Source organism: Acidimicrobiia bacterium (genome assembly GCA_041393965.1).
GTDB lineage: Bacteria > Actinomycetota > Acidimicrobiia > Spongiisociales > UBA5794 > UBA5794.
Window position 1 is genome coordinate 99,565 of sequence record JAWKJB010000003.1, and the last position, 22,615, is coordinate 122,179.

Below are 22,615 nucleotides of genomic sequence, written 5' to 3' on the forward strand. Positions count from 1 at the left end.
AAGGTGTCGTTTCCTGATCTGTACACCTGGATTGCCGGCTCGCCGGAACCGAGCGAGATCGAGTTGGAGGACGATCTCTTCGATCCGAACACCTCGTCGCCGATACAGCGCCTCAGGTCGTCATCGGAGATGCAGGTGGACCGGGCGATCGAGGCGGCGGCGCGGGCGCACGCATCGGGTGTATGGCGTCGAAGCGGCGTGGCCGACCGGGCAGCCGTGCTCGACGCGTTCGCGAACGAGCTTGAGGGGGTCGTCGACGATGTGGCCCGCTTGGACTCCCTCAACAGCGGCGTCCCGATCACGGTCACAAGGATCCTCGCGGCATCGCTCCCCGGTACGGTCCGCGCAGCAGCCGAGCTGGCGAAGGCTGTGGGGGATGTGCAGGCCCTCCCTGCGGATGGACGCACCGTGCGGCTCCGCAAGGAGCCGTGGGGGCCCGCCGCACTGATCCTTCCGTGGAACGCTCCGTCGGCGATGGCGACCAAGAAACTCGCGTTCTGCCTCGCCGCTGGTGCGACCGCAGTCGTGAAGCCGTCCCCGGCGTCGCCGTGGAGCGCACAGCTGATCGTCGAAGCGGCTGCACAAGCGGGACTGCCGTCCGGAGTCGTGAACCTCGTGCTCGGGGGTCGGGCAATCGGCGAGCGGCTCGTCGGTGATCCCCGGATTCACGCGATCTCGATGACCGGTTCGACCCCAAACGGCAAGGCGATCGCCGCGAGGGCCGGAGCGAACCTGACGAGGCTGCAGCTCGAGCTCGGATCCAACAACCCGGCGATCGTCCGAGCGGATGCCGATATCGAGGCGACCGCCGCGAGTGTGGCGTCGGGTACGATGAAGCTCTCGGGTCAATGGTGCGAGGCGCCGCGCCGCGTGCTTGCGGATCGCAGCATTCTTCCGAACTTCGTCGAAACCCTTATCGACATCCTTGGCGGCATGCGTCTCGGCTCGAGTCTCGACGACGACACCGAGATCGGCCCGGTGGCGTTCGAGGCAAGGAGGGACGAACTGGTGTCCCAACGCGACGCGCTGGTCGCAGCCGGTGCAAAGGCAGTCGGGACGAGCCCGATACCGGACGCCGGATGGTTCGTGTCGCCGACCGTGATCGTTGGCGACGCCATTGACCTGTCCGGGGAGCTGTTCGGCCCGATGGTGACGGTGCAGCCGACCGACGACGATCGACAAGCCGTTCGTCTTGCCAATCAGGGCAGCTGCGGGCTCGCTGGGTATGTGTACTCACGGGATCTCGACGCGGCGCTCACGATCGGGGCTCGTCTTGTCGCCGGTGAGGTGAAGGTCAACGGTTCGAGCGTGCTCGACCTCGCCCCCGGTGCGGTGCAGAGCTTCTTTTCGGACAGCGGGGTCGGCGGCCACGGCGATGCGAACCTCCTCGAGTTCTTTCGCGGCACGCAAGTTGTCGGTGTGGAAGCCCCCGGACTCCCCATCTGACCCCCTCGGCCGCCACGACGATCACATCGGCGCTGATCTCCCGGTCGCGATTGCGCCCGTGGGTCCGACTGGTGGCGTTCTTGGGGACCATTTGCCACTTCTTTGTACACCGTGTACTGTATACAAAACCTGAGAGCGGAGGAGGTGGGTCGTGTGTGGAATTGCTGGTCGCATTCTTGGTGAACCCGGACCGGTTGGAGCCGACCTCGTCGACTTGATGCAGGCTCAGCGCCACCGCGGCGCCGATTCCACCGGTTTCGCCCTCTACGGAGAGCCCCTCGCTTCGGGCTACCGCGTTGCGGTTTTCATTGAGGATCGGTCGGATGCCGACTCCACGATCGACCAGTTCACGCAGATCGTCGCTCGGCACGGGTCCGAGCTCGTTGAGGCTCCGATACTCAACGACGCGGCGACGCGTCACGGCGCGATTCGTTTTGTGATCTCCGAACCAGAAGATCCGATCGAGGAATGGACGAAGGCATGTGATGCCATCGCAGGCACCGAGATCCTCTCGGTTGGCCGCTCGCTCGAGATCGTCAAGGACGAGGGCGACGCCGACCAGGTGGCCGACCGGCACGGCGTCCGTGACTTCATCGGTACCCATGGGCTCGGCCACGCACGGCTCGCCACCGAGTCGTCGGTCTCGCCGATCGCGAGTCACCCGTTCTGGGCGAGGCCGTTCCCCGATGTCGCCATCGTCCACAATGGACAACTCACCAACTACTTCCTGTGGCGGAGGCGGCTCCAGCGCGAGGGCTATCGCTTCTCGACGGAGAACGACTCGGAGCTGATCGCGGTGTGGATCTCGGATCAGATGGAATCAGGAGCGTCGCTTTCCGAGTCGCTGAGGGCCAGCGTGACGGCCCTCGACGGTGTTTTCACCTTTCTGCTGTCCACCGCAGACGAAATCGGCATGGCGAAGGACCGCCTCGCCATCAAGCCGATCGTCGCCGTGGAGTCCAACGGTGAGACGGCGATGGCAACCGAAGAGCAGGCGATCCGGCACATCTACGGCGTCGATGTCGAACCGATCAACTGTGACGGGCCCGGTCTCGTGCGGGTCTGGCCGATCAAGACGGGGGTGGGTGTGTCATGAGTGCGCCTTTGGAGATCGAAGCGGGTGAGCGGCCGCTCCGGGAGGTCAATGCAGAGATTCGGCGGGCCGTCGGGGAGGGCCGCGATGTCGTGGTCACCAACAGCATGTCCCGCCACAACCTCGCGGTCGGTCTTCCGCCCGGGGGTTCGGTGACCATCCCCGACGGCGTCGGCTACTACTGCGGGGGGCTCAACACCGGAGCGAGGATCAGTATCGGCCGCAACGCGGGCTGGGGTCTCGGTGAGGCGATGTCTGCGGGCGAGATCGTTGTCGATGGGCGCGCCGGACTCGGCGTTGGAGCCTCGATGCTCGGGGGCCTCGTCCATGTCAAGGGCAACGCTGGCCCGAGAGCCGGTGTCGCGATGAAAGGCGGCGACATCGTCGTTGAGGGCTCCGTGGGTTTCTTGAGCGGCTTCATGGCGCACGCTGGTCGCATCATTGTTTTGGGGGACGCTGAGGACGCAGCGGGCGACTCGTTGTGGGGCGGATGCATGTGGGTTGCCGGTGAGGTTGCATCGCTCGGCGTCGACTCCAAGTTCGTTGAGCCCGATGCCGAGGAGGTGGACGCTGTTGAAGAGCTGCTGTCCCGCCTCGGGATCGGCGACGACACGAGGTCGTGGAAGAAGATTGTTTCCGGCCAGAAGCTCTGGCATTTCGATTCGAGGGACGCGCAAGCATGGCTGATGATCTGAAGTACTCCGTGGAAGACCTTGTGGCGCTGAGGGACGGGGCAGATCCCGCCCACCCTGCGGGAAGCATCGCGTCGTACGACCGCGGCGAGTCCCCACGCTGGACCCCTGAGACGATCGCAGAGATCCAGGCAAAGGCACAACTCGGGCGCTACGCCATCCGGGGGTTCTCGACCTTTCACCGCAACTTGCCGTCGCTCGACGATCTCGTCTTCGTACCCGCAACCCTCACGCGCCTCCCGCTCGAGGGCTATCGGGAGGATTGCGATGCGGTCACCGTCCTCGGTAACCGGCCCGGCCTCGTCGAGCGGCCCATCGAACTCGCCATTCCGATCTACATCGCATCGATGTCGTTCGGGGCGCTTTCGGCATCGGCGAAAGCAGCGCTTGGCAAGGGAGCGTCGAAGGTTGGGACGATGACCTGTACCGGCGAGGGGGGCATGCTGGCCGAGGAGCGCGAGGCATCGGACAAGCTCGTGTACCAGATGACCCCGTCACGGTACGGGCTCGATCTCGACCACCTGAGGCGAGCGGACGCCATCGAGATCGCCGTCGGTCAGGGCGCCAAACCGGGAACGGGTGGCGTGCTGCTCGGCATGAAGGTTTCGGATCGTGTGGCGAACATGCGCACCCTCCCGCCGGGCGTCGATCAGCGTTCGACCGTGCGTCATCCCGACTTCCTCGGTGCGGACGACCTTCAGGTCAAGATCGAGGAGCTGCGCGAGGCGGTCGATTACCAGGTCCCCATCTTTCTCAAGATGGGCGCGACCCGTCCCCGGTACGATGTGGCGATCGCTGCGAAGGCAGGTGTGGATGTCATCGTGCTCGACGGTATGGAGGGTGGAACGAACGCGGCTCCCGAGATCCTCCTCGACCACACCGGTGTCCCGACGATCTCGGCCATTCGAGCTGCGCGAGAAGCGCTCGAGGACTGCGGCATGGCCGACGAAGTGAGCCTCGTCGCCGCAGGCGGGATCCGTTCGGGAATCGACGCCGCCAAGGCACTCGCGCTCGGAGCCGACGCGGTGATGATCGGGACGGCTGCGAACATCGCCCTCGGATGCAACTCGCCTCGCTATGTGGACGACTACGAGGCCATGGGAACCTCCCCGGGAAGGTGCCACCATTGCCACACCGGACTGTGTCCGGTCGGGATCCAGACCCAGAACCCCGAGTTGGAACAGCGCATGGATGTAGACGCCGGGGCCGAGCGGGTGGCGCGGTTCCTCACGGCGATGACGATGGAGATCACCCTGATTGCAAAGGCGTGCGGCAAATCGAGTGTCCACAACCTCGAACCGGAGGATCTCCGGGCCCTGACCTTGGAGGCATCGGCCTTCACCGGGGTAGCCCTTGCCGGAATCGATCGACCCTTCACATGGTAAAGGGTCCCTTGGACGCGAACGGAGGATGCCGATGACCGACCAACTCCTACCCGGCACGCACACGGTGGTTCTCGCCCTCGGGGACCTGTGCGGCATTCTCCGAGGCAAACGAATGCATGCATCCCAGTGGGACGGGGTCGCCGAACACGGCATGGCCATGGCTGGCGCCATCTTCGTCTTCGATATGACCTGCGATATCTGGGACACGCCGTTTGCCAACATGGACAACGGCTATCCGGACATCTATGTCACCCCGATTCCCGGGACCCTGCGTCCCGTACCGTGGGCAGATGGCACGATGCTCGCGATCGGTGCAGCCACCCAGGAGGGCGGAGCGCCGGTGCCCGTCGATCCACGCAGAGCCCTCGAAGGCGTAATCGGCAAGTTCGACGATCATGGCTATCAAGCCAAGATCGGTGTCGAGTTCGAGTTCTACCTCCTCGATCCCGAGACAAGGACACCGGTCGACAACGGAGTCCAGGTCTATGGCGTTGCGCGGGGTGCCCAGTTCGAGCATGTCCTCGGCCCGATCCGGAACCAATGCACCGAGTTCGGAATCCCGATCGAAGTGTCCAACCCCGAGTACTCATCCGGCCAGTTCGAGGTGAACATCCGCTACGGCGACGCGCTGACCGCGGTCGACAATGCAGTCCTGTTCCGCAACGCTGTCAAGGAGATCGCGGCGCAACACGGTTTTCTCGCAACCTTCATGGCGAAGCCGTTCACGGCTGAATCCGGAAATGGCCTCCACATCCACCAGTCGTTGTGGCAGGGCGATACGAACATCTTCGCCGACGGGAACCATCTCTCGGACATCGGACGGTGCTATGTCGGGGGGTTGCGCAAGCACATGGTGGAGTTCACGCTCTTCGGTGCACCGACGCCGAACAGTTACAAACGGCGAACTCCGTATTCGTTCTGCCCTGCGAACAACTCGTGGGGAGGGGACAACCGGACCGTCGGCATCAGGGTCATCGAGGGGCGTCCGTCAGCCGTGAGGGTCGAGCAGCGTGACGCAAGCGCTGAGGCGAATCCGTACATGGTCGTCGCAGGACAGCTCGCCGCGGGGCTGCGAGGCATCGAAGAGGAGCTGGATCCCGGCCCGCGCAACGACGGTGACGCCTATGCCGAAGCCGAAGCCGATGCGCTCCCGACCTCGATCCCTGAAGCCGTCGAAGCACTTCGCGGATCCGAATTCGCCGCCGAGGTGTTCGATGCCCAGTTGCTTGAGGTCGTGATCCAGATGGCCGAGCGCGAGGAGGGGTTCCTGCGTGCGAATGTCACCGATTTCGAACGGGACCGATACCTGGAGGTGTATTGATGCGCATTGCTCGAGTGGTTGGCACGGCAACGGGGTCGGTGAAGGATCCACCGCTGACCGGCCACAAGCTCCTCATCGTCGAACCCGTTGACGCAAAGGGGAAGACCGTCGGGCCCCACGAGGTCGTCACGGATGCCGCGGTGGGTGCCGGTGTTGGTGACTGGGTGCTGATCGCAACCGGATCGGCTGCTCGGCAGCCCGGTTCCACGACGGGTGTGGCGACGGATGCGTCGGTTGTGATCATCCTCGAGGAGCTCAAGATCGGGAACGAGACGACCTACTACAGCGGTTTGGCGTGACCAAACGGCAATCAACGACAAGACCCGCTGGGAAGAACAGTGATTCGAGCCCAGCACGACGAAAGGAAACGCGTATGGCAGATCAGTCGAAGTTGGCATTGGGCATGGTTGAGACGAAGGGCATGGCAGCGGCAACCGAGGCTGCCGATGCGATGCTCAAAGCCGCCAATGTCCAGCTCACCAGCTATATCCAGGTTGGCGGCGGCCTCGTGTCGGTGTTCATTCGGGGTGAGGTCGGTGCGGTCAAGGCGGCCACCGATGCAGGTGCTGTTGCTGCGAGCAAGATCGGTGAGGTGCTTTCGGTCCATGTGATCGCCCGTCCCCACGATGAGCTGCCCGGCACGATGTCGTTCATCACGAGCTCGTAGCGGGCATGTTCGAGCCCCAGCCCGTCGGAGGGGGCGTCTGAGTGGACGCCGACCTCCGTAGTATCGCCCAGGCTCGGGACTGCGTCGAGCGCGCAAGCATTGCGTTCGACCAGTTCCGCGGTGCCTCCCAAGAGGACATCGATCGCATCGTCGAGACGATGTCGCGCGCGGCGGCTCGGGAGGCGGGACGGCTGGGATCCCTCGCCGTGGAGGAGACCGGACACGGCAACGCCGCCGACAAGCGCATGAAGAACCTCTTCAACGCCCTGTCGGTGGCTGAATGGCTCCGCCATGTGCGCACGGTTGGCGTCCTGTGGAAGGACGAACGAACCAAGGTGATGGCCGTTGCGGAGCCGATGGGGGTCGTTGCGGCGCTCATTCCGGTCACGAACCCGACCGCGACGGTGATCTTCAAGGTGTTGAGTGCCGTCAAGGCCGGCAATGCCATCGTCTGTGCCCCGCATCCGCGTGGTGTGCGTTCCGGAGTCGAGACCACTGCGGTTCTCGCGGCTGCCGCCGACGAAGCCGGTGCCCCACCGAACCTGATCCAGTGTCTCTCCGAGGTCACCCTCGACGGCACCTCGGAGCTGATGCGCCACCGTCGGACCTCGGTCGTGATGGCGACCGGAGGCTCGGACATGGTGAGGGCGGCGTATTCGTGTGGCAAGCCGACGCTTGCGGTCGGACCCGGCAATGTCCCTGTGTTCGTCGATGCATCCAAGCGGCACGACCTTGAGGAGGTAGCCGACCAGATCCTCACCTCGAAGGCCTTCGACTACGGCACGGCATGTGTCGCCGAACAGGCGGTCGTTGCCCACCGGGAGATCGCGCGACCGTTGCGCGATGCGATCAGCACGAAAGGCGGATACTTCTGCACGCCATCGGAAGCGCAGGCCCTCGCGGCGGTCATGTTCGAACCGAACGGTCGCCAAGTCCCGAACCATGTTGCACAACCTGCGTCGAGGCTCGCCGAGATGGCAGGGTTTGATGTGCCGCCACGGACGAGGGTGCTCGTGGCAGAAGCATCCGAGATCGGGCGGCAGGTTCCGCTGTCGCGCGAGAAGCTCAACCCGGTGCTCGCGTACTACGAGGCGGGCTCGCACGATGACGCCTATCGACTGTGCGAGGCGGTCCTCGCGTTCGGCGGTATCGGCCACAGTGCGGCGGTCCACACCAACGACGCGCGGGTCAAGGCCCAGTTCTCGATGCTGCCGGTGGGCCGACTGCTGATCAACACGCCGTGTGCGCTCGGTGGCATGGGCTATTCGACCGATCTCGAGCCCAGCTTCATGCTCGGAACGGGGACCTGGTCGGGTTCGATCGTCTCGGACAATGTCACAGCGCTCCACCTGATCAACATCAAACGCATTGCCGAAGAGACACGGCCGTGGCGAAGCTTCAGTGAAATCGAAAGGAAAGCACCATGACAAGGTCCAAGACCGACATCCGGGCCCTCATCCAGATCGACCGGTTGCAGCCGCGGTTTGCCGCGTACAGCGCCGCAACCGTGAGGGGCTCGATTCCCCTTGAGGGAGACACCTTGCTCGTTGGTGAGATCGCCCCCGGCAACGAGGTGTTCCAGGTGGTCGACATCGCCTTGAAGGCCGCCGAGATCGAGTCGGTCTCCCAGATCGTCGAACGCGAATTCGGATTCTTCATGTTGCGGTCGCCGGTGAACACGGCGATCTCGATCGCCCGCGACGCGATTCTGGATCATCTCGGTGCGCAGCTGTCGGATCGCATGAAGCCCCGGATCGAGAGCACGCAGCGGATCACCGCCGTGGAGCCGCATCAGGCCAAGCTTCTCAACATCTGGCGGCAGGGGTCACTTGTGATCCCCGGAAGCACGCTCGGCATGGTCGAGTGCTCTCCTGCCGCGTATATCACGGTCGCGGCGAACGAGGCCGAGAAGGCAGCGAGTGTCGACATCGTCGAGGTCAGGGCGCTGGGGCGCTTCGGAAGGTTCTTCATGTCGGGGTCCGAGGACAGCGTCAGCGCAGCGCTCGATGCCGCCGTTGCAGCGGTGGAAGGGATGGACGGTCGTTCATGAATGTCATTGGTGAACGCGATGTCAGGACATTGGCTGCACGCAGCGATGTCATCGTCGTCGGTTCCAATGATCTCCTCACCCCGAACGCCCGCGACCTCGTGGCGCAGCTCGGACTGCGCATCGTGTCGGAACCGATCGAAACGGCGCCTCCGAACGCCCCTGATCATGGGACGGCCGTGCGAAGAGTGCTCCTGCGTCGATCCCCCAAGTGGGTTGCCCCAGAGCCGACCACCGCTGCGAAAGCCAAGCCGTTTGCCCGCGTCGCGATGGTGGGGTGTGGCGCAGTCGGTGCGGCCGCAGCCCACATGGTTGCGGCAACCGAAGCCGCGACGGACCTGACCATCGTTGACCTTGTGCCGGGCCTCGCCGCGAGCACTGCGCTTGACATCGAACACGCGTCCGGCATCACCGGTTCGCCGACCAGATGCGCAGGCGGTGAAACGATGGACCTCGTCGCTGGCGCCGATGTCGTGGTGGTCACCGCAGGCAGTCCCCGATCTCCCGGAATGTCGCGAGCGGATCTCCGCGACATCAACGCGAAGGTGATCAAAGGTGTGGCCGCAGCCGTCGAGGAGTTCGCCCCGAATGCGGTCCTGATCGTGGTCACCAACCCCCTCGATGAGATGACCTACGAGGCGTACCGGTCGACCGACCTGCCGAGGGAGCGGGTTCTCGGGATGGCGGGAACGCTCGACTCCTCACGGTTCCGATGGGCGCTCGCGACCGCAGCCGAGGTGCATCCACGGGATGTGTCCGCCTTCACCCTCGGAAGCCACGGTGACGAGATGGTGCCGATCCTGTCGCTCGCCACGATTCGGGGCCGTCCCGTCGAAGAGGTGTTGGATCCCGACGCGATCGAACGATGCGTACAAGAGACGGTCGGAGGAGGTGGGCGCATCGTTGCGCTGCGGCGCACCGGATCGGCTTCGATCGCCCCCGCGCATTCGATCGTCGAGATCCTCGATGCGATGCGCGGTGCGATTCAAGGTCCGATTCCGGTGTCGGTCGTGCTGGAGGGGGAGTACGGGATCAGCGATGTCGTTGTCGGCGTTCCGGTGCAGCTTGGAAGAGGCGGCCTTGAGAAGGTCGTCGAGTTGCCGCTCACACCGAGCGAGCTTGCGATGCTCCAAGGGGCGGCATCCGTCGTCAAGGAGCGATTGGTTCAATGATGTGTCTTGGAGGTGACCGATGAACAGGGACCAGATGCTGTCCGACATACTCGAAGAGTTGCGGAGCTGGCAGGGAAACGAAGGCGAATCCGGAGGGACGAGCGCGCCCAAGCCGCAGGCGAGTTACTCGTCCGGATTCGAGCGCGCCGTGGATCCGTCCCGGCGTGCCCACAAGGCGGACACGCTCAAGGTGTCCATCATCGGAGGTGGCAACGGCGGAATGGCCATGGCCGGTCATATGGCGATCCTCGGTTACGAGATCACGATGTGGTCACCGTTTTCGTGGGAGGTGGAACCCATCGAGGAGAAAGGCGGCGTGACGATCGTCGGCTCCGAGGTGTCCGGGTTCGGAAAGGTGGCCAAGGTCACCCGGAGCCTCGACGAGGCAGTCAAGGGTGCGGACCTGATCATGGTCGTTGCACCCGCAATGGCGCACAAGCCGTACGCATCGATGATGGCTCCGCTGCTGCGTGACGGTCAGGTCGTCGTGCTCAATCCGGGGCGCACCGGTGGCTCGCTGGAGTTTGCACGCACGCTCACGAGGTTCGCATGTTCTGCCCGGATCGTGCTCGGCGAGACCCAGACCTTCATCTACGCCGCCGAACGCAAGGATCCGTTCACGGTTGAGATCCTCAAAGAGAAGTTCCGGATGCGCGCGTCTGCGCTTCCGGCGGCGGACAATGACCTTCTGATGGATCCGTTGCGCGATCTGTATCCACAGATCGAACCTGCTCAGAATGTGCTCGAGACAGGGCTCAACAATGTTGCGCCGGTGGTGCACCCCGGCACGGTGCTGCTGAACACCTCGGTGCTCGAGCGCACGGCGGCGGGTGAGCCGCTCAAGTTCTACCAGGACCAGGTGACTCCCACGATTGCGACCCTCGTGATGGGCAAGCTCGACCAGGAGAAGCAGGATGTCGCGAAGGCGCTTGGCCTCAAGGAGGTGTGGTCGCTGCTCGACTGGTACCGCGAGAGTTATCACATCGTCGGTGACAGCATCTACGAGGTCTTGAAGGGCAATCCCTACATCGCGGGTTTCACGGCGCCGAGCCACATCCTTGCCCAGAACCATGTCCTCGACGATGTGCCGAACTCGCTCGTCCCGATCGCCGATTTCGGTCGAGCGCTCGGGGTGGCGACACCGACGATCGATTCGATCGTCCATCTCGCGAGCGCGATGTGCGGGATCGATTGGTGGGACGAAGGGAGAACCGTGTCGAGCCTCGGTCTTGCCGGCATGTCCATCGATCACATGATCGAGCATGTCGAGCACACCGCCCTCGGGGGTCGATGCTCGGAATCCGGTGTGTGTCGTGCCTTCGGCTTCTACGGCTAGGGGAGGTGTCGCATGACTGACTCCGCCGATGGTCGGTTGGTTTCCGCTGCGCACATCGACGCCGCATCCGAGGCAGGTATGGCCGAGCTGACGCTCCCACCGGGCACCGTCGTCACGCCGCTGGCCCGCGAACGGGCCGATGCGCTCGGGGTCGCGCTCAAGGTCGGCTCGGCGACGGTTTCGACGCCCGCAGCAGGCACGAGTCGTACTGCCCTCGAAGCCAAAGCTCGTGAGGTGGCCGCGAGAGTGGTCGCCAAGGAAGGGGGCGACCCGGCCATGGTCGATAGCTTGGTGCGCACCGCACTCGACCGCATGGGCCGGGATTGCCCATGCGGCAAGCACGGATCACACGGGTAGCCGAACCACCTCGTCGCGTACCCAGGGTTCGCGTTCGACGAAAAGGTAGCTTTTGGCCCATAGAACGGGCCGTCCACGGTTTATCGGTGTCGTCGCCTGGGTATCCCGCGCTAGTACCTTGGGCGCCGCTCCTGTCGCTCCTGCGCCTCGTTCACTCGCAGGTCGCGACCACCGAGATCCTGACCGTCGAGTTCTTGCATCGCTTTGCGGGCGTCGTCGTCTGCCATCTCGACAAACGCGAAGCCGCGTGAGCGTCCGGTGTCGCGATCGGTGATCAGGGCAACATCTTGCACCGGCCCGATCGCTTCGAAGGTGGACCGCACCGATTCTTCGGTCGCGCTCCATGGGAGGTTTCCCACATACAGTCTCATTACTTCTGGCTCCATTCAATTGGAAGCCCACGGCCGCGCTCTCTGCACTCCGTCGGAACTCGACTCAGGCGGGAAATCGGGCGGGGGTCACTGACGCATGCGAGGTTAGCCGTCCATTCGGCGGACCGCACACAACCCCGGGCTGTGCCCTGGGCTCCCACCCGGATCGTACCGTGCGGCAACCCTGGGCTGTGCCCTGGGCTCCCACCCGGATATAGCCGAGTGGGAGCCCTCGGTACGCGACGACCATCCCGGCGGATCCGGCCTCACACGGCGCGTTCGCGGACCGTCGCGCCGAGGTCGATCCTGCGGACCTTCCGAATTGCGGGAATCAACGAGAGACCGGCAGCGGCGATCATTGCCAAGGCGCTGATCACGACACTCGTCGGCCGCATGGCGAACTCGAGGGTGAACGCATCGACCGAGAACTGTTGCATGAACACCCATCCGATGAGGTAGCCGGCGACGATCCCCGGGATGATCCCGAGCACGGTCAGGAGGATGTTCTCCACCCCGATGAGTCGTGCAACCGAGCGGTGGGAGAGTCCGTTCGCTCGCATCGTGGCGAACTCCGTCGATCGCTCGGCGACATTCACCGAGATCGCGTTGTACATAAGCGCAAACGCCAGCGCACCGCCGAGGACCAGCATGAAGCCGACAAAGGCGTAGAAGAACCCGAGGAAGTCGTTGATGATGTTGTAGAGCGTTCTTGAGTCCGACACGAAGGCGACTTCGTCGAGGCCCCGGATCTCGTCGATGATCCGCTTCCGGTCTGCTCCGTCGGCGAACTTCGCTTGGGCGGCGGAAACCGTTGGATGGGAGGCCGTTTCGGCACCGACGATCTGATCGAATCGATCCCGATCCATGTACAGCACCGTACCGACCGGTTCGTCGAGGAACCCGACCAGCTCGGCCGTGAACTCCACATCGAGCTCAGGAAGGGACAGGCGGAGTTCGTCGCCGGGTTTGACATCGAGCCGGTTTGCCAACCCGTTGCCGGCGAGCACACCCTCTGCGGGAATTCCGTCGGGAAAGCCGTGCATCGTCGTCCCTTGCTGGTAGCCGAGCAAAGCCGTGTCGAATCGGTCCGCGCCAAATGCCACCGTGGCATTGACTCGGGCCACGACCTCTGCGCTCTGGACGCCAGCGATCGCTTCGATCGGAGCCAGAGAGCCCGAGCCGACGGCTGTGGCGAAGCCGATGTCGGCGTCTTGCAGCGACACCTCCTGGAACTGTCGGTCCATGAGGATGGTGATCGAGTCGATCATGCCCCACGACACCATGATGAGGACCAGGCCGAGAACGACACCGAGAACCGTGGCGGAGCTGCGACGCTTGTTCCGACCCAGCCCGCGCAGGATCATCAGCCACCGGACGCGGAGATGGCGAAGCGGCGGGATGACCCGCTCGAACCCGCTTCGTCTTCCACGACCTTCGGGAGCAGCACCCCGCATCGCCTCGGCCGGAGCAACCCCGACCGCTCGTCGCGCTGGCGCCCAAGCACCGAGAGCGCCCGCGGCCACCGCGAAGGCCAGCCCGATGATCGGAGTCACCCAGTGAAACGAGCGCACCGTGTCAGGGATGTCGAGCGCAGATGTGTACACGCCGGTGATCGCGAACGCGGACGCCATGCCGACGATCAGGCCAACGACCCCCGCAACAAGGCCCAGCCGGACCCCGTACGAGAGATAGTGACGCAGGATCCCTCGCCGGCCCATCCCTGATGCCCGCAGCGTCCCGATCACGCTCCGCTGGGCAAACACGATGCGGGTCAGCAGCACATAAGCCGCCATTCCCGCCGCGGTCATGAACAACACGGGGAACATGATCGAAAGCGACTGGAAGCCATTGACATCGAGAAGCAGCGTGGAGTGGGACGGATGATTGGCCCGGGAGATCACATCGGCGGCTCCGGCCGCCCCGGCCGCGTCGGTGACGAGCATGTCCGTGTGTTCGCGGTCAGCGTTCGCGTTGTAGGTGATCACAACATCGTTGCGTGCCGCCTGTTGCGGGATGTCGTCGACAAGTGCATCAGAGACGAAGGCGACTCCGAATGTTCCAGGCGCCGGGAACAGATCCTGGTTGTCCCGAGCAGGCCACAGATACTCCGCTGAGACGGCAACACCGACGACGGTTCCGTCAACCCAGCCGGAACCGGTGAAGATCTCGACCGTGTCCCCCGGACCGATGTCGAACTGCTCCGCCATGTGGGTTTCGATCACAACCGATGACGGTGCGTCTGGATCGAGGTAGGTGCCTTCGGTCACATCGATCCTGTTCACCGGCGGTTGGCCGTCCGCCGGGTAGGCGATGACCCGCCCGAGGAAGTTGCTCCCCTCGTCGACACTCATCGGCAGATCGGCTTGGATCCGAGCTTCGGCCCTGTCGACCCCCTCAATCGTGAGTGCAATGTCGACGAAGTCGGCATCGACACCGATGACCGTGATGTCGGCGAATGCCAGACGGTCGTAGGTGGCGTTGTATGACCCGTCGAGGTTTCGGTACGCGTCGTAGCTCGCCGCGAAGAGCATGACCCCGAGGCCGATCGTGACCGCGACGGCTATGAACTGGCCCCGCTGTCGTCGGATATCGCGCTTGCGTTTGGTGTTGAGCAGGCTCACCAGGTGACACCTGCCGGATCGGCCGGATCGTCGTTCGTCGTGACATCGACAACCTCTCCGTCCCGTAGCTCGATCACCCGATGGGCGATCCGAGCGATGTCGGTGTTGTGCGTCACCGTCAGTACCGACCGCTGACCGTCGGTGACGCTCTCGCGCAGGAGACTGAGGATCTGGACGCCCGTTTCCACATCGAGAGCCCCGGTCGGTTCGTCTGCGAGGAGCAAGGCAGGGTTCTTGACGAGGCCGCGGGCGATCGACACGCGCTGCTGTTGGCCTCCCGACAGCTGACCGGGGAAGCTGTCGACCCGGTCGCCGAGCCCGACATTGTCGAGTACCTGTCGAGAGCGTTCCTCGGCATCGTCACCGATCAGCTCGGCGATCAGGGCGACATTCTCGAGCGCGGTCAAGGTGGGAACAAGGTTGTAGAACTGGAAGATGAATCCGACCGAGTTCAGCCGGTAGTCGGTTTGGCCGTCGTCGTCGAGATCAGCGAGATCGATGCCGTCGGCGATGACCGTCCCGGAGGTCGGGGATTCGAGTGCACCGACCTGATTGAGGAAGGTTGTCTTGCCGGATCCAGAGGTCCCGAGAAGTACGACAAACTCACCCTTCGGCACCTCAACGGTCACATCCCGCAGTGCGTGGACTGCCGTCCCCCCCGTGCCGTAGATCTTCGACAGGTCGTTGGTCTGGATGGCTGCCGTCATGTCAGGTCCTTGTCGCGGGAGCATTCGAACCAAGTGACTATCGCGCCTCCTCACAACCGGTGCAACCGACGGCCACTGACGGCCGGTTCCTCAACATTGTTCCTCATGTCCTGATTCTGCGCCCCAAGCTCCCCGTCGACGGAAAACAGCTCGGCGTCACCAGTCGTCCAACGGTGGAGCCCGCTTTTTCCGTTTGGGGTTGACGAGCCGTCTTCGATTTGGTGCCGTGTCCGGGTCGATGATGTAGCCGTTGGTGTGGATGGCTATGTGGTGGTGATACCAACACAGCGTGGTCAGGTTCGTCGGATCGTGGGCGCCGTGTTCGGACCGTGGAATGATGTGATGCGGCTCGAGACGGTAGCGGCTGCCGCATCCGTCGATCGTGCATCCTCCGTCACGGAACAGAACACTGTCACGGGTCGCTTTCGGGATCGCCCGTGCGGAATCTGTGGTCGCCACCGGCTTGCCTCGGGTGTCGAGGCCGATCACACGAACCGTGCCTCCGCACAGCAGCGCTTCGAGGGTTTCGGGTCCGACGCGTGGCCCGAATGGGATCTCGGCGGTGAACCCGCCACAGGATTCGACTGTCTTGGTGCGTGCATCAACAAACACGGTCACCTGACCAGACATGGCACTGTCGACGATTGTGGTATCACCACCGAGCGAGTCCTGCATCAATGCCACGAGCGCATCGGCTTGGCGTTGACTGCGTGAGGATTGCTCGGCACCGGGGACGAGCCGGAGTTCGTCAGCTTTTTGTGCAATGGCCTTGTCGACAATGCGTCCCATCAATCCCGGCAACCGTCCATGGATCGTCCATGCGCCCTCGTCAAGGGACGGCTGGATCGTGAAATGACGATCGGCGTGTTCTGTGCGTTCATCTGCGGCTGTCATGCGGCGGCGACGGACACGCATCTTGCGGAGATCTTCCAAATTGAGTCTGCTCGTTTCGAGCGCTTCGGCTTCGGTGGCACCGGCCTCAACAAAGCGATGCATTTCAACGACCCGATCAAACGTCGCACCGCCATATCCCAACCGGTGTTCGATCCGTCGACACTTGGTACTGTTGCGAGCCGCGGACACCAATCCGGCTGCAGTGGTCCTTGAAACATCAAGATGTGACTGAACCCACTCGCCAAGGGTGCGTGACGCGTCACTGCGATGAGCGTTGATCTTGGCCAACTCGTTGACGATCGTCACCTGCTCAGCACGACGCTCAGAGATCTCAGCCTCAAGAACAACCAGGCGCTTCTCGAGCTCTGAAACGGAAAACGGTGCAAACAAACTTGCCATACCAACAACGTATCAGCCGGATATGTCAGATCTTCAGATCTTCAGATGTCAGATGTCAGATGTCAGATGTCAGAAGTCGGAGGGGGCTGCTCAGTCGCGAGAGTCGAAAGCGAAAGCGCTCTCGCTGCTGCCATCACGGCAAGGCCTCGTGTTCCGACCCAGGGTTAGAGCAGCTCGCTCGTCTCAAGTACCCGGGAGTTGTAGAAGGTGGACAGGTACTCCAGCGATTCGCTTTGGACCTCGTCGTACCGCTCACCAACCATCGGGGCGAATACGCATGTTGCGTCCGAGACCACTGCCACTGCAATACCCCTTGCGAAAGCGTCGTAGGTGGTATGCCGGCAACAGCAGTTGGTGTGCTGACCAACGACCACGAAACTGCCGATGTTGTGTACGCGGCATGTCGCATCGAGATCGGTCTCGGTGAACGCCGAGTAGAACCGCTTTGGAACGACGAAATCCCCCGCCTCAGGGGTCAGTTCGCTGACGACTTCGGCCCCCGTGGAACCGGCGAGGGCGTGCTCTCCGAATACGGCGAACTCAAAATCATTGTCCTTGTGCGCGTCATTGGCATAGATGACAACCCAGTCATCACGGTTCCGTGCAGCCTCGGCAAGCTGATGGATGTTGCCGATGATCGGCTTTGCGGCTTCATTGGCAAGCGTCCCATCGACAAAGTCGTTCAGCATGTCAAGAACCACCAGTGCGGTCTTCATGAATCTCCTCCTATGAGTCTTCTGTACTTGAAGTATGCCCCTGTCGACGAGAATCCCGTGCCGGAAATCGCTCAAACCAGGGAGGCCTGTTTGCACCCCGCCAGGATTCGAACCTGGGACACCCAAGATGGTCTTCCTGAACAAGACAAGTAGGATCGCAGCGCGTTTCCCATCCCTTCGAAGGTGTGCTCCCGGTCGATCGACGACGCGAAACTTAATGTGCGCCACCGCGACCAGCACAGAATGCAGCCCAGACACCACAAGTCGTGATCCCACCCCAGCGTCGCGCCCAATGCAGTCCGACCAGTTCACCTGGGCTTCCTCGCCCGGGGCAGTCTCGATCGGTATCGACGGCCCCGGACCCGTCGTGAATCGGGGACCCCGCAGCTGACGCAAGTGACGGGTCACCGTCGCATACGACCCCCACCCCACAAGCGTCTTTCACATCAGGAAGAACCCACCACCACACCAAACAGCTCGCCGATCTACTGCACACCACCGAGCAGATCATCCGCGCCTGGGTAAGGGGAGGGATCATCCCGGCGCATCGCAGACCGGGCGGCCGCAAGTCCATGTTTCTCCGCCACGAGATCTTCGACTGGCTCATCGCCAACCGCTACATACCGGACTGAAGGCAGCTCAGGTCTTGGAGGCGGGCTGGCCGTACCGCTGCCGCGCTGCCTCGCCCGAGGTTCCCACCATGGCGCCGATCGCTGCCCAAGAGTGCCCATCGGCGCGTGCCACCGAGACCGCGTCAGCGAGCCGGCGCTCGGCGTCGGCTCGAGCCTGGAACGCCAGCCGGACCCCTCGCAGCGAGGCGGCGTCCTTGATTCTGGCTTCATCCGGCTCGTGTTCCTCGAACCGCGCGGCGAGTTCGTCGGCTTGATCGAGGATCTCTTTGGCGGTTCGTGGCATCGGCGTCACCTCCGGTACTTGGGTCGGGCGGCCATGGCATGGACGATGACGGCACCATCGGCACTGTCCACAACACCGATCTCGTAGAGATTGCCAGCGTGGTCGGGTCCGATGAGCATGGTGAGACCCTCATCGAGGTCCTCGGCTCGGATCGGATTGTTGAAAGCGTGCATGATCGTGTCGTCGGAGACGCCGTGTCTACATGCGCTCGGTGCGATCCGTGGCGTCTTCACTCACACAAGTTACCTTGTCGCGCCCATGATTACAAGGTAACTTGTCGCTGATCCTTAGCGAAATAGGGTGGCCTAGTGAACGACTCGCTGCCGTGTTGACGACCGCGCCAATGATGATCACGAGACTTACAGCGCGGCGGACTACTTGCTTTGTCTACCTCAATACCCAGAACTCACAGGGTGGATCAGCGTGAACGTACACTGGCTCGACACCGACTCATCCGAGGCCACACAACTTGAGACGGTCTGTCACAAATCGGATTCAGAGCCTGAAGATGGATACCGGCCTGGCTCGAGACCCTCCCGCCAAAGTTCGGCATATGAAGGATTGGACAGTTGCGAGATTGCCGATCCGCAGAACCCAATCCAACAATGTTGTTCCGTCATTCATCGGCCCTGTGGAATGACAAGTCTCCAGGATTCCCGGCGCCCCCGCCAGGATTCGAACCTGGGACACCCGGTTTAGGAAACCGGTGCTCTATCCCCTGAGCTACGAGGGCCAAATGCCAAGAATACCCCGGATTCCCGCCGGCGCAGGGCGCGCCAAGCCACACAATCGGGGCCATGACGAGGGCGTGGTCGAAGCATGCCAGCCCGCACTGCTGCGCTTGGGTTGTTGAATACTCGCCTCGGCGGTGAAGTGGTCGATGCCATTACTCGCACCTTGTCGAGCAGTGCCTTGTCTCATCCTGCTTCCGCTCCTGCGCTCAACTCGGCCGATCGCGCCGCACCGGACCAGGCTGTCCGATGGGCCCGAACCTGGGTGATCCCGGGATCTCTTCCGGTAGAGTCGTGGTGACGAAGGGAGTCTGCATATGGTCGGAAGTCGAGGCGGAAGACGGACCGGCCGACGCGCTGCACGCCGGACCACGAGGCGGATGAACCGCCGCGAATCCATGATGGACGCAGCTTCGCCCGAGCCGGATTCCTACGAGCCGACACCTGATGATGCGCCCGCGCCCGCCGAGGTCGGGGCCGACCCGTACGAGAAGCTGAAGGAAGCCAAGCAGCTGCTCGACGACGGGATCCTCACCGAGGAAGAGTTCGCAGCCGAGAAGAAGAAGATCCTCGGCACATAGCGGTTTGTCTCTCGTGCGAGAATCCCTGCGCGCCCTGTCCACAGGCGCTTTCGGGGCCCAACGGCCGCCCCACAACGCTGAGTGGCCATCCGAGGTCGTGCGCATGGGCGCTCTGCTACCGTGGCGCAGCGAGACTTGTGTCCTCCACTGAGAGGAGCCGCAGAGGTGATGGATCACACCGTCGTCGCAGACGCCGAACAACTGACATTCGCTCCGACCTTCAATGTCGCCGTGCCGTTCATCGACCGGCATACGGCGGAGGGCCGCGGCTCGAAGGTTGCGATCCGGACGAACAACGGACACGAAGTCACCTATGCCGAACTTGCCGAACAGGTCAATCGTGCAGGGAACGCCCTTGCCGGCCTCGGACTGGTGCCGGGGGACCGAGTCCTGATGATCGTCAAGGACGATCCGATCTTCTACTCCATCTTCTGGGGCGCAATCAAGGCCGGGTTCGTCCCTGTTCCCCTCAACACGCTGTTGCGGTCAAAGGACTACGCGTTCGTGCTCGAGGACTCGGGTGCCGCCGCCCTCGTCTGGTCGCCCGAATACGACGAGGAAGTCGTCCCCGCCCTCGCTGCCGTCGATCCGGGGCCCGCCCACCAGCTCCGAACCACCGGCGACGGTGTCACCGCCCACTCGCTGCTCGCCGGGGCATCCGACGAACTCGAGCCAGCGGCCACCACCGCCATGGATGACTGCTTCTGGCTGTACTCGTCGGGGTCGACAGGGAACCCGAAGGGAGCCGTCCACCGGCACCGCGACATGGTTGTCACCTCGCAGTTCTACGGCGTCGACACCCTCGGTGCCCGCGAGGACGACATCTTCTTCTCGGCTGCGAAGCTGTTCTTCGCCTACGGCCTCGGCAACGCGATGACCTTCCCGTTGTGGGTCGGCGGCACCGCCGTCCTCTACGACGGCCGACCGACGCCCGAAACGGTGTTCGACATGATCGGCCGTTTCAAGCCGACGCTCTACTTCGGAGTGCCGACCCTCTACGCGGCCCAGCTCGCGGGGTTCGACGACCTCGCACCTGACACATCTTCGATCCGAATGTGCGTTTCGGCAGGTGAAGCCCTCCCGCCTGACATCCTGAACCGCTGGAAGCAGCGCACGGGACTCGACATCCTCGACGGCATCGGTTCGACCGAGCTGCTGCACATCTTCATCTCCAATGTCGAAGGTGACATTCGCCCCGGGGCAACCGGGCGTCCCGTTCCCGGCTATCGGGCACGGGTCGTCGACGAAGCCGGCGACGATGTCCCGCCAGGGACCTCAGGACGGTTGCTGATGTGTGGTCCGTCGGTTGCGAAGGAATACTGGAACAACCCGACCAAGACAGCCGCCACGATGCTCGGTGACGACTGGATCGACACCGGGGACACTTACATTCGCGACGAGGACGGCTACTTCTGGTACCAGGGGCGCAGCGACGACATGATGAAGGTCGGCGGCATCTGGACATCCCCATTCGAGATCGAAGCGAAACTCATGGAACATCCCCTCGTCCTCGAAGCGGCCATCGTCGGGAGGGCGGACGATGCCGACCTCGTCAAGCCCGCCGCAATGGTGGTCCTGACCGACCGGTCGGCCGCCGGACCCGACCTCGAACGCGAGCTGCGAACGCTGTGCAAGGACGGCCTTGCGCCCTACAAGTATCCGAGATGGATCGAGTTCGTCGACGAACTCCCCAAGACCGCGACCGGGAAGATCCAGCGATTCAAGCTCCGGACCGACTGATGCCAACGGCTCAACCACCCATGGGAGATCCTGCCACCTCGGAATTTGCTAACCCCTCGGCTAAGGAATTAGGATCGCTCCCGCCACCCGGCAATGACGTACTTCTCGACAAATGAATAGGCAATGATCGGGGAGAAAGAATGAGAAAGCGCAGATGGCTCATTCCGATGAGCCTCGTCCTTGCGCTGACGCTCATCATGAGCGCATGCAGCTCGGACGACACAGCAGATACGACAACAACCACCGAGGGAGAGGCCGCAACAACAACGACGGCTCCGCCCGCGGACACGACGACAACCGAACCGATGAACACCGAGCCGATCAAGATCGGCATGCTGACATCGTTGACAGCGACCTTCGCCCCGTGGGGCGTGTCGGTTGTCGACGGCATGCGGCTCGCCGTTGCGGAGATCAACGCTGCAGGCGGCGTCAATGGCCGCATGCTGGAACTGGTCGAGCGTGATACCCAATCCAATCCGGAAGAAGGCGTGAGCGGCTTCGAGCGAATGGTCGAAGACGGCGTCGTCGCGGTTGGAGGGATCATCTCGAGCGATGTGGGGCTCTCAACGGCGCGTACTGCCGAAGAACTCGAAGTTCCGCTGTTCCTCGTCAAGGCCGGATCCGACGCGATCCTGACCACCGACAGCCGGTACACCTTCCGGACCTGCCTCGTGGCAGCTCCGATGGTTGCCGGACCGCTCCGCCAGTATGTGGATGCCGAGGGCATCACGAAGGTCGGGGCGATCGTGGCTGATTACGCGTGGGGCCAAGCCATCAAGTCGGCACTCGAAACCGAGTTCGCTGACGCCGAAGGTGTCGAGCTCCAGATCGAGGTTGCACCGGTTCCCGAGCAGGACTTCTCTGCCTACCTGCGCCGCCTGAGCGACTTCGGTGCCGAGGTTCTCGTGGCGACGGGCCATCCGCCCGGAGGCGTTTCGATCACGAAGCAGTCCGCCGACTTCGGGATGAACATTCCGGTCACCGGCTCGTGGAACCCGATCGCGCTGATCGTCAACGCGGTCGGTGAGCAGGCAATCGATCGGTATGCCGACTTCGCGTGCGTCGATTACGACGATCCGGAGTACCAGGATCTCGCGAGGCGTTACCTCGCCATGTCGAACAACACCTTCATGGAGGATGATGCCGTCGCGGGCTTCGGCATCGTGCACATCATCGCCGAGGCGGTCGCTGCCGTCGGGGACGACCCTGTGGCCATCGCCCAGTATGTCCACGACAACACCTTCGACATCCCCGGCTACTCGCATCCGCTGAGTTGGACGGAGTGGGGTGAGCTCGCTGCGGCGCAACCGACCTTCACGGTCATGCGGCAGATGACGCCACCTGACGGCGTGAGCCCGGGTGCGGACTGGTACCCGGAGCTGCTGATCAAGGCAGAGCCACTCGAGCCGTTCGTTCCATAATCA

General features: G+C 63.3%; 22 protein-coding genes and 1 tRNA gene. 15 read left to right on the forward strand and 8 right to left on the reverse strand.

What is annotated here, in order from left to right; translation table 11 throughout:
* The first annotated feature begins 3 nt into the window (after positions 1-3).
* From R2823_09175 to R2823_09230, 12 genes are all read left to right on the forward strand, one after another.
* Positions 4-1,446, forward strand: a complete 1,443-nt coding sequence (locus R2823_09175; GenBank protein ID MEZ5176360.1) for an aldehyde dehydrogenase family protein — start codon at positions 4-6, stop codon at positions 1,444-1,446.
* Between the two features lie 151 nt (positions 1,447-1,597).
* Entirely contained in the window at positions 1,598-2,542 is a 945-nt protein-coding gene (locus R2823_09180) for a glutamine amidotransferase (GenBank protein ID MEZ5176361.1), read from the forward strand.
* Positions 2,539-3,234, forward strand: a complete 696-nt coding sequence (locus tag R2823_09185; GenBank protein ID MEZ5176362.1) for a hypothetical protein — start codon at positions 2,539-2,541, stop codon at positions 3,232-3,234. Before R2823_09180 ends, R2823_09185 begins: the two co-directional genes overlap by 4 nt.
* The gene (locus R2823_09190) at positions 3,219-4,616 is read left to right on the forward strand and encodes an FMN-binding glutamate synthase family protein (GenBank protein MEZ5176363.1); all 1,398 of its coding nucleotides are present in this window, start codon (positions 3,219-3,221) and stop codon (positions 4,614-4,616) included. The genes R2823_09185 and R2823_09190 overlap by 16 nt, the downstream gene beginning before the upstream one ends.
* A 31-nt stretch (positions 4,617-4,647) precedes the next feature.
* Entirely contained in the window at positions 4,648-5,937 is a 1,290-nt protein-coding gene (locus R2823_09195) for a glutamine synthetase family protein (GenBank protein MEZ5176364.1), read from the forward strand.
* Complete coding sequence (locus tag R2823_09200) at positions 5,937-6,236, forward strand: EutN/CcmL family microcompartment protein (GenBank protein MEZ5176365.1); 300 nt, start codon at positions 5,937-5,939, stop codon at positions 6,234-6,236. Before R2823_09195 ends, R2823_09200 begins: the two co-directional genes overlap by 1 nt.
* 74 nt (positions 6,237-6,310) lie before the next feature.
* Positions 6,311-6,604 carry a BMC domain-containing protein gene (locus tag R2823_09205; GenBank protein ID MEZ5176366.1) on the forward strand — a complete coding sequence of 98 codons (294 nt, stop codon included), beginning with the start codon at positions 6,311-6,313 and terminating at the stop codon, positions 6,602-6,604.
* 41 nt (positions 6,605-6,645) lie between these two features.
* Complete coding sequence (locus tag R2823_09210; protein ID MEZ5176367.1) at positions 6,646-8,031, forward strand: aldehyde dehydrogenase family protein; 1,386 nt, start codon at positions 6,646-6,648, stop codon at positions 8,029-8,031.
* A complete protein-coding gene (locus R2823_09215; protein ID MEZ5176368.1) occupies positions 8,028-8,654 on the forward strand; it encodes a BMC domain-containing protein in 627 nt (208 codons plus the stop codon). The genes R2823_09210 and R2823_09215 overlap by 4 nt, the downstream gene beginning before the upstream one ends.
* Entirely contained in the window at positions 8,651-9,823 is a 1,173-nt protein-coding gene (locus R2823_09220; GenBank protein MEZ5176369.1) for a malate dehydrogenase, read from the forward strand. The genes R2823_09215 and R2823_09220 overlap by 4 nt, the downstream gene beginning before the upstream one ends.
* 19 nt (positions 9,824-9,842) lie before the next feature.
* Complete coding sequence (locus R2823_09225) at positions 9,843-11,159, forward strand: NAD/NADP octopine/nopaline dehydrogenase family protein (GenBank protein ID MEZ5176370.1); 1,317 nt, start codon at positions 9,843-9,845, stop codon at positions 11,157-11,159.
* Between the two features lie 12 nt (positions 11,160-11,171).
* On the forward strand, positions 11,172-11,516 hold the full coding sequence (locus R2823_09230) for a hypothetical protein (GenBank protein ID MEZ5176371.1): 345 nt from the start codon (positions 11,172-11,174) through the stop codon (positions 11,514-11,516).
* Positions 11,517-11,626: 110 nt separating this feature from the next.
* On the opposite strand, the gene R2823_09235 is transcribed toward R2823_09230, so the two are convergent.
* The 8 genes from R2823_09235 to R2823_09270 all read right to left on the reverse strand — a co-directional run bounded on the left by R2823_09235 (position 11,627) and on the right by R2823_09270 (position 18,872).
* Positions 11,627-11,887, reverse strand: coding sequence for an RNA-binding protein (locus R2823_09235; GenBank protein MEZ5176372.1), 261 nt, complete (start codon positions 11,885-11,887; stop codon positions 11,627-11,629).
* Between the two features lie 266 nt (positions 11,888-12,153).
* A complete protein-coding gene (locus R2823_09240; GenBank protein MEZ5176373.1) occupies positions 12,154-14,508 on the reverse strand; it encodes an ABC transporter permease in 2,355 nt (784 codons plus the stop codon).
* Positions 14,505-15,215 (reverse strand): ABC transporter ATP-binding protein, encoded by a 711-nt coding sequence (locus R2823_09245; GenBank protein MEZ5176374.1) that lies wholly within the window; start codon positions 15,213-15,215, stop codon positions 14,505-14,507. The genes R2823_09240 and R2823_09245 overlap by 4 nt, the downstream gene beginning before the upstream one ends.
* 156 nt (positions 15,216-15,371) lie before the next feature.
* Entirely contained in the window at positions 15,372-16,415 is a 1,044-nt protein-coding gene (locus tag R2823_09250) for a DUF222 domain-containing protein (protein ID MEZ5176375.1), read from the reverse strand.
* A gap of 257 nt (positions 16,416-16,672) precedes the next feature.
* On the reverse strand, positions 16,673-17,224 hold the full coding sequence (locus tag R2823_09255; protein MEZ5176376.1) for an isochorismatase family cysteine hydrolase: 552 nt from the start codon (positions 17,222-17,224) through the stop codon (positions 16,673-16,675).
* Positions 17,225-17,863: 639 nt separating this feature from the next.
* A complete protein-coding gene (locus R2823_09260; GenBank protein MEZ5176377.1) occupies positions 17,864-18,139 on the reverse strand; it encodes a hypothetical protein in 276 nt (91 codons plus the stop codon).
* 5 nt (positions 18,140-18,144) lie between these two features.
* Positions 18,145-18,372 carry a hypothetical protein gene (locus R2823_09265; protein ID MEZ5176378.1) on the reverse strand — a complete coding sequence of 76 codons (228 nt, stop codon included), beginning with the start codon at positions 18,370-18,372 and terminating at the stop codon, positions 18,145-18,147.
* A gap of 427 nt (positions 18,373-18,799) precedes the next feature.
* Positions 18,800-18,872 (reverse strand) — tRNA-Arg (locus R2823_09270).
* Positions 18,873-19,250: 378 nt separating this feature from the next.
* Here R2823_09270 and R2823_09275 point away from each other — a divergent pair.
* From R2823_09275 to R2823_09285, 3 genes are all read left to right on the forward strand, one after another.
* The gene (locus R2823_09275; protein MEZ5176379.1) at positions 19,251-19,451 is read left to right on the forward strand and encodes an SHOCT domain-containing protein; all 201 of its coding nucleotides are present in this window, start codon (positions 19,251-19,253) and stop codon (positions 19,449-19,451) included.
* A 168-nt stretch (positions 19,452-19,619) separates the two neighbouring features.
* A complete protein-coding gene (locus R2823_09280; GenBank protein ID MEZ5176380.1) occupies positions 19,620-21,191 on the forward strand; it encodes a benzoate-CoA ligase family protein in 1,572 nt (523 codons plus the stop codon).
* A gap of 140 nt (positions 21,192-21,331) precedes the next feature.
* Positions 21,332-22,612 carry an ABC transporter substrate-binding protein gene (locus R2823_09285; protein ID MEZ5176381.1) on the forward strand — a complete coding sequence of 427 codons (1,281 nt, stop codon included), beginning with the start codon at positions 21,332-21,334 and terminating at the stop codon, positions 22,610-22,612.
* Positions 22,613-22,615 lie beyond the last annotated feature (3 nt).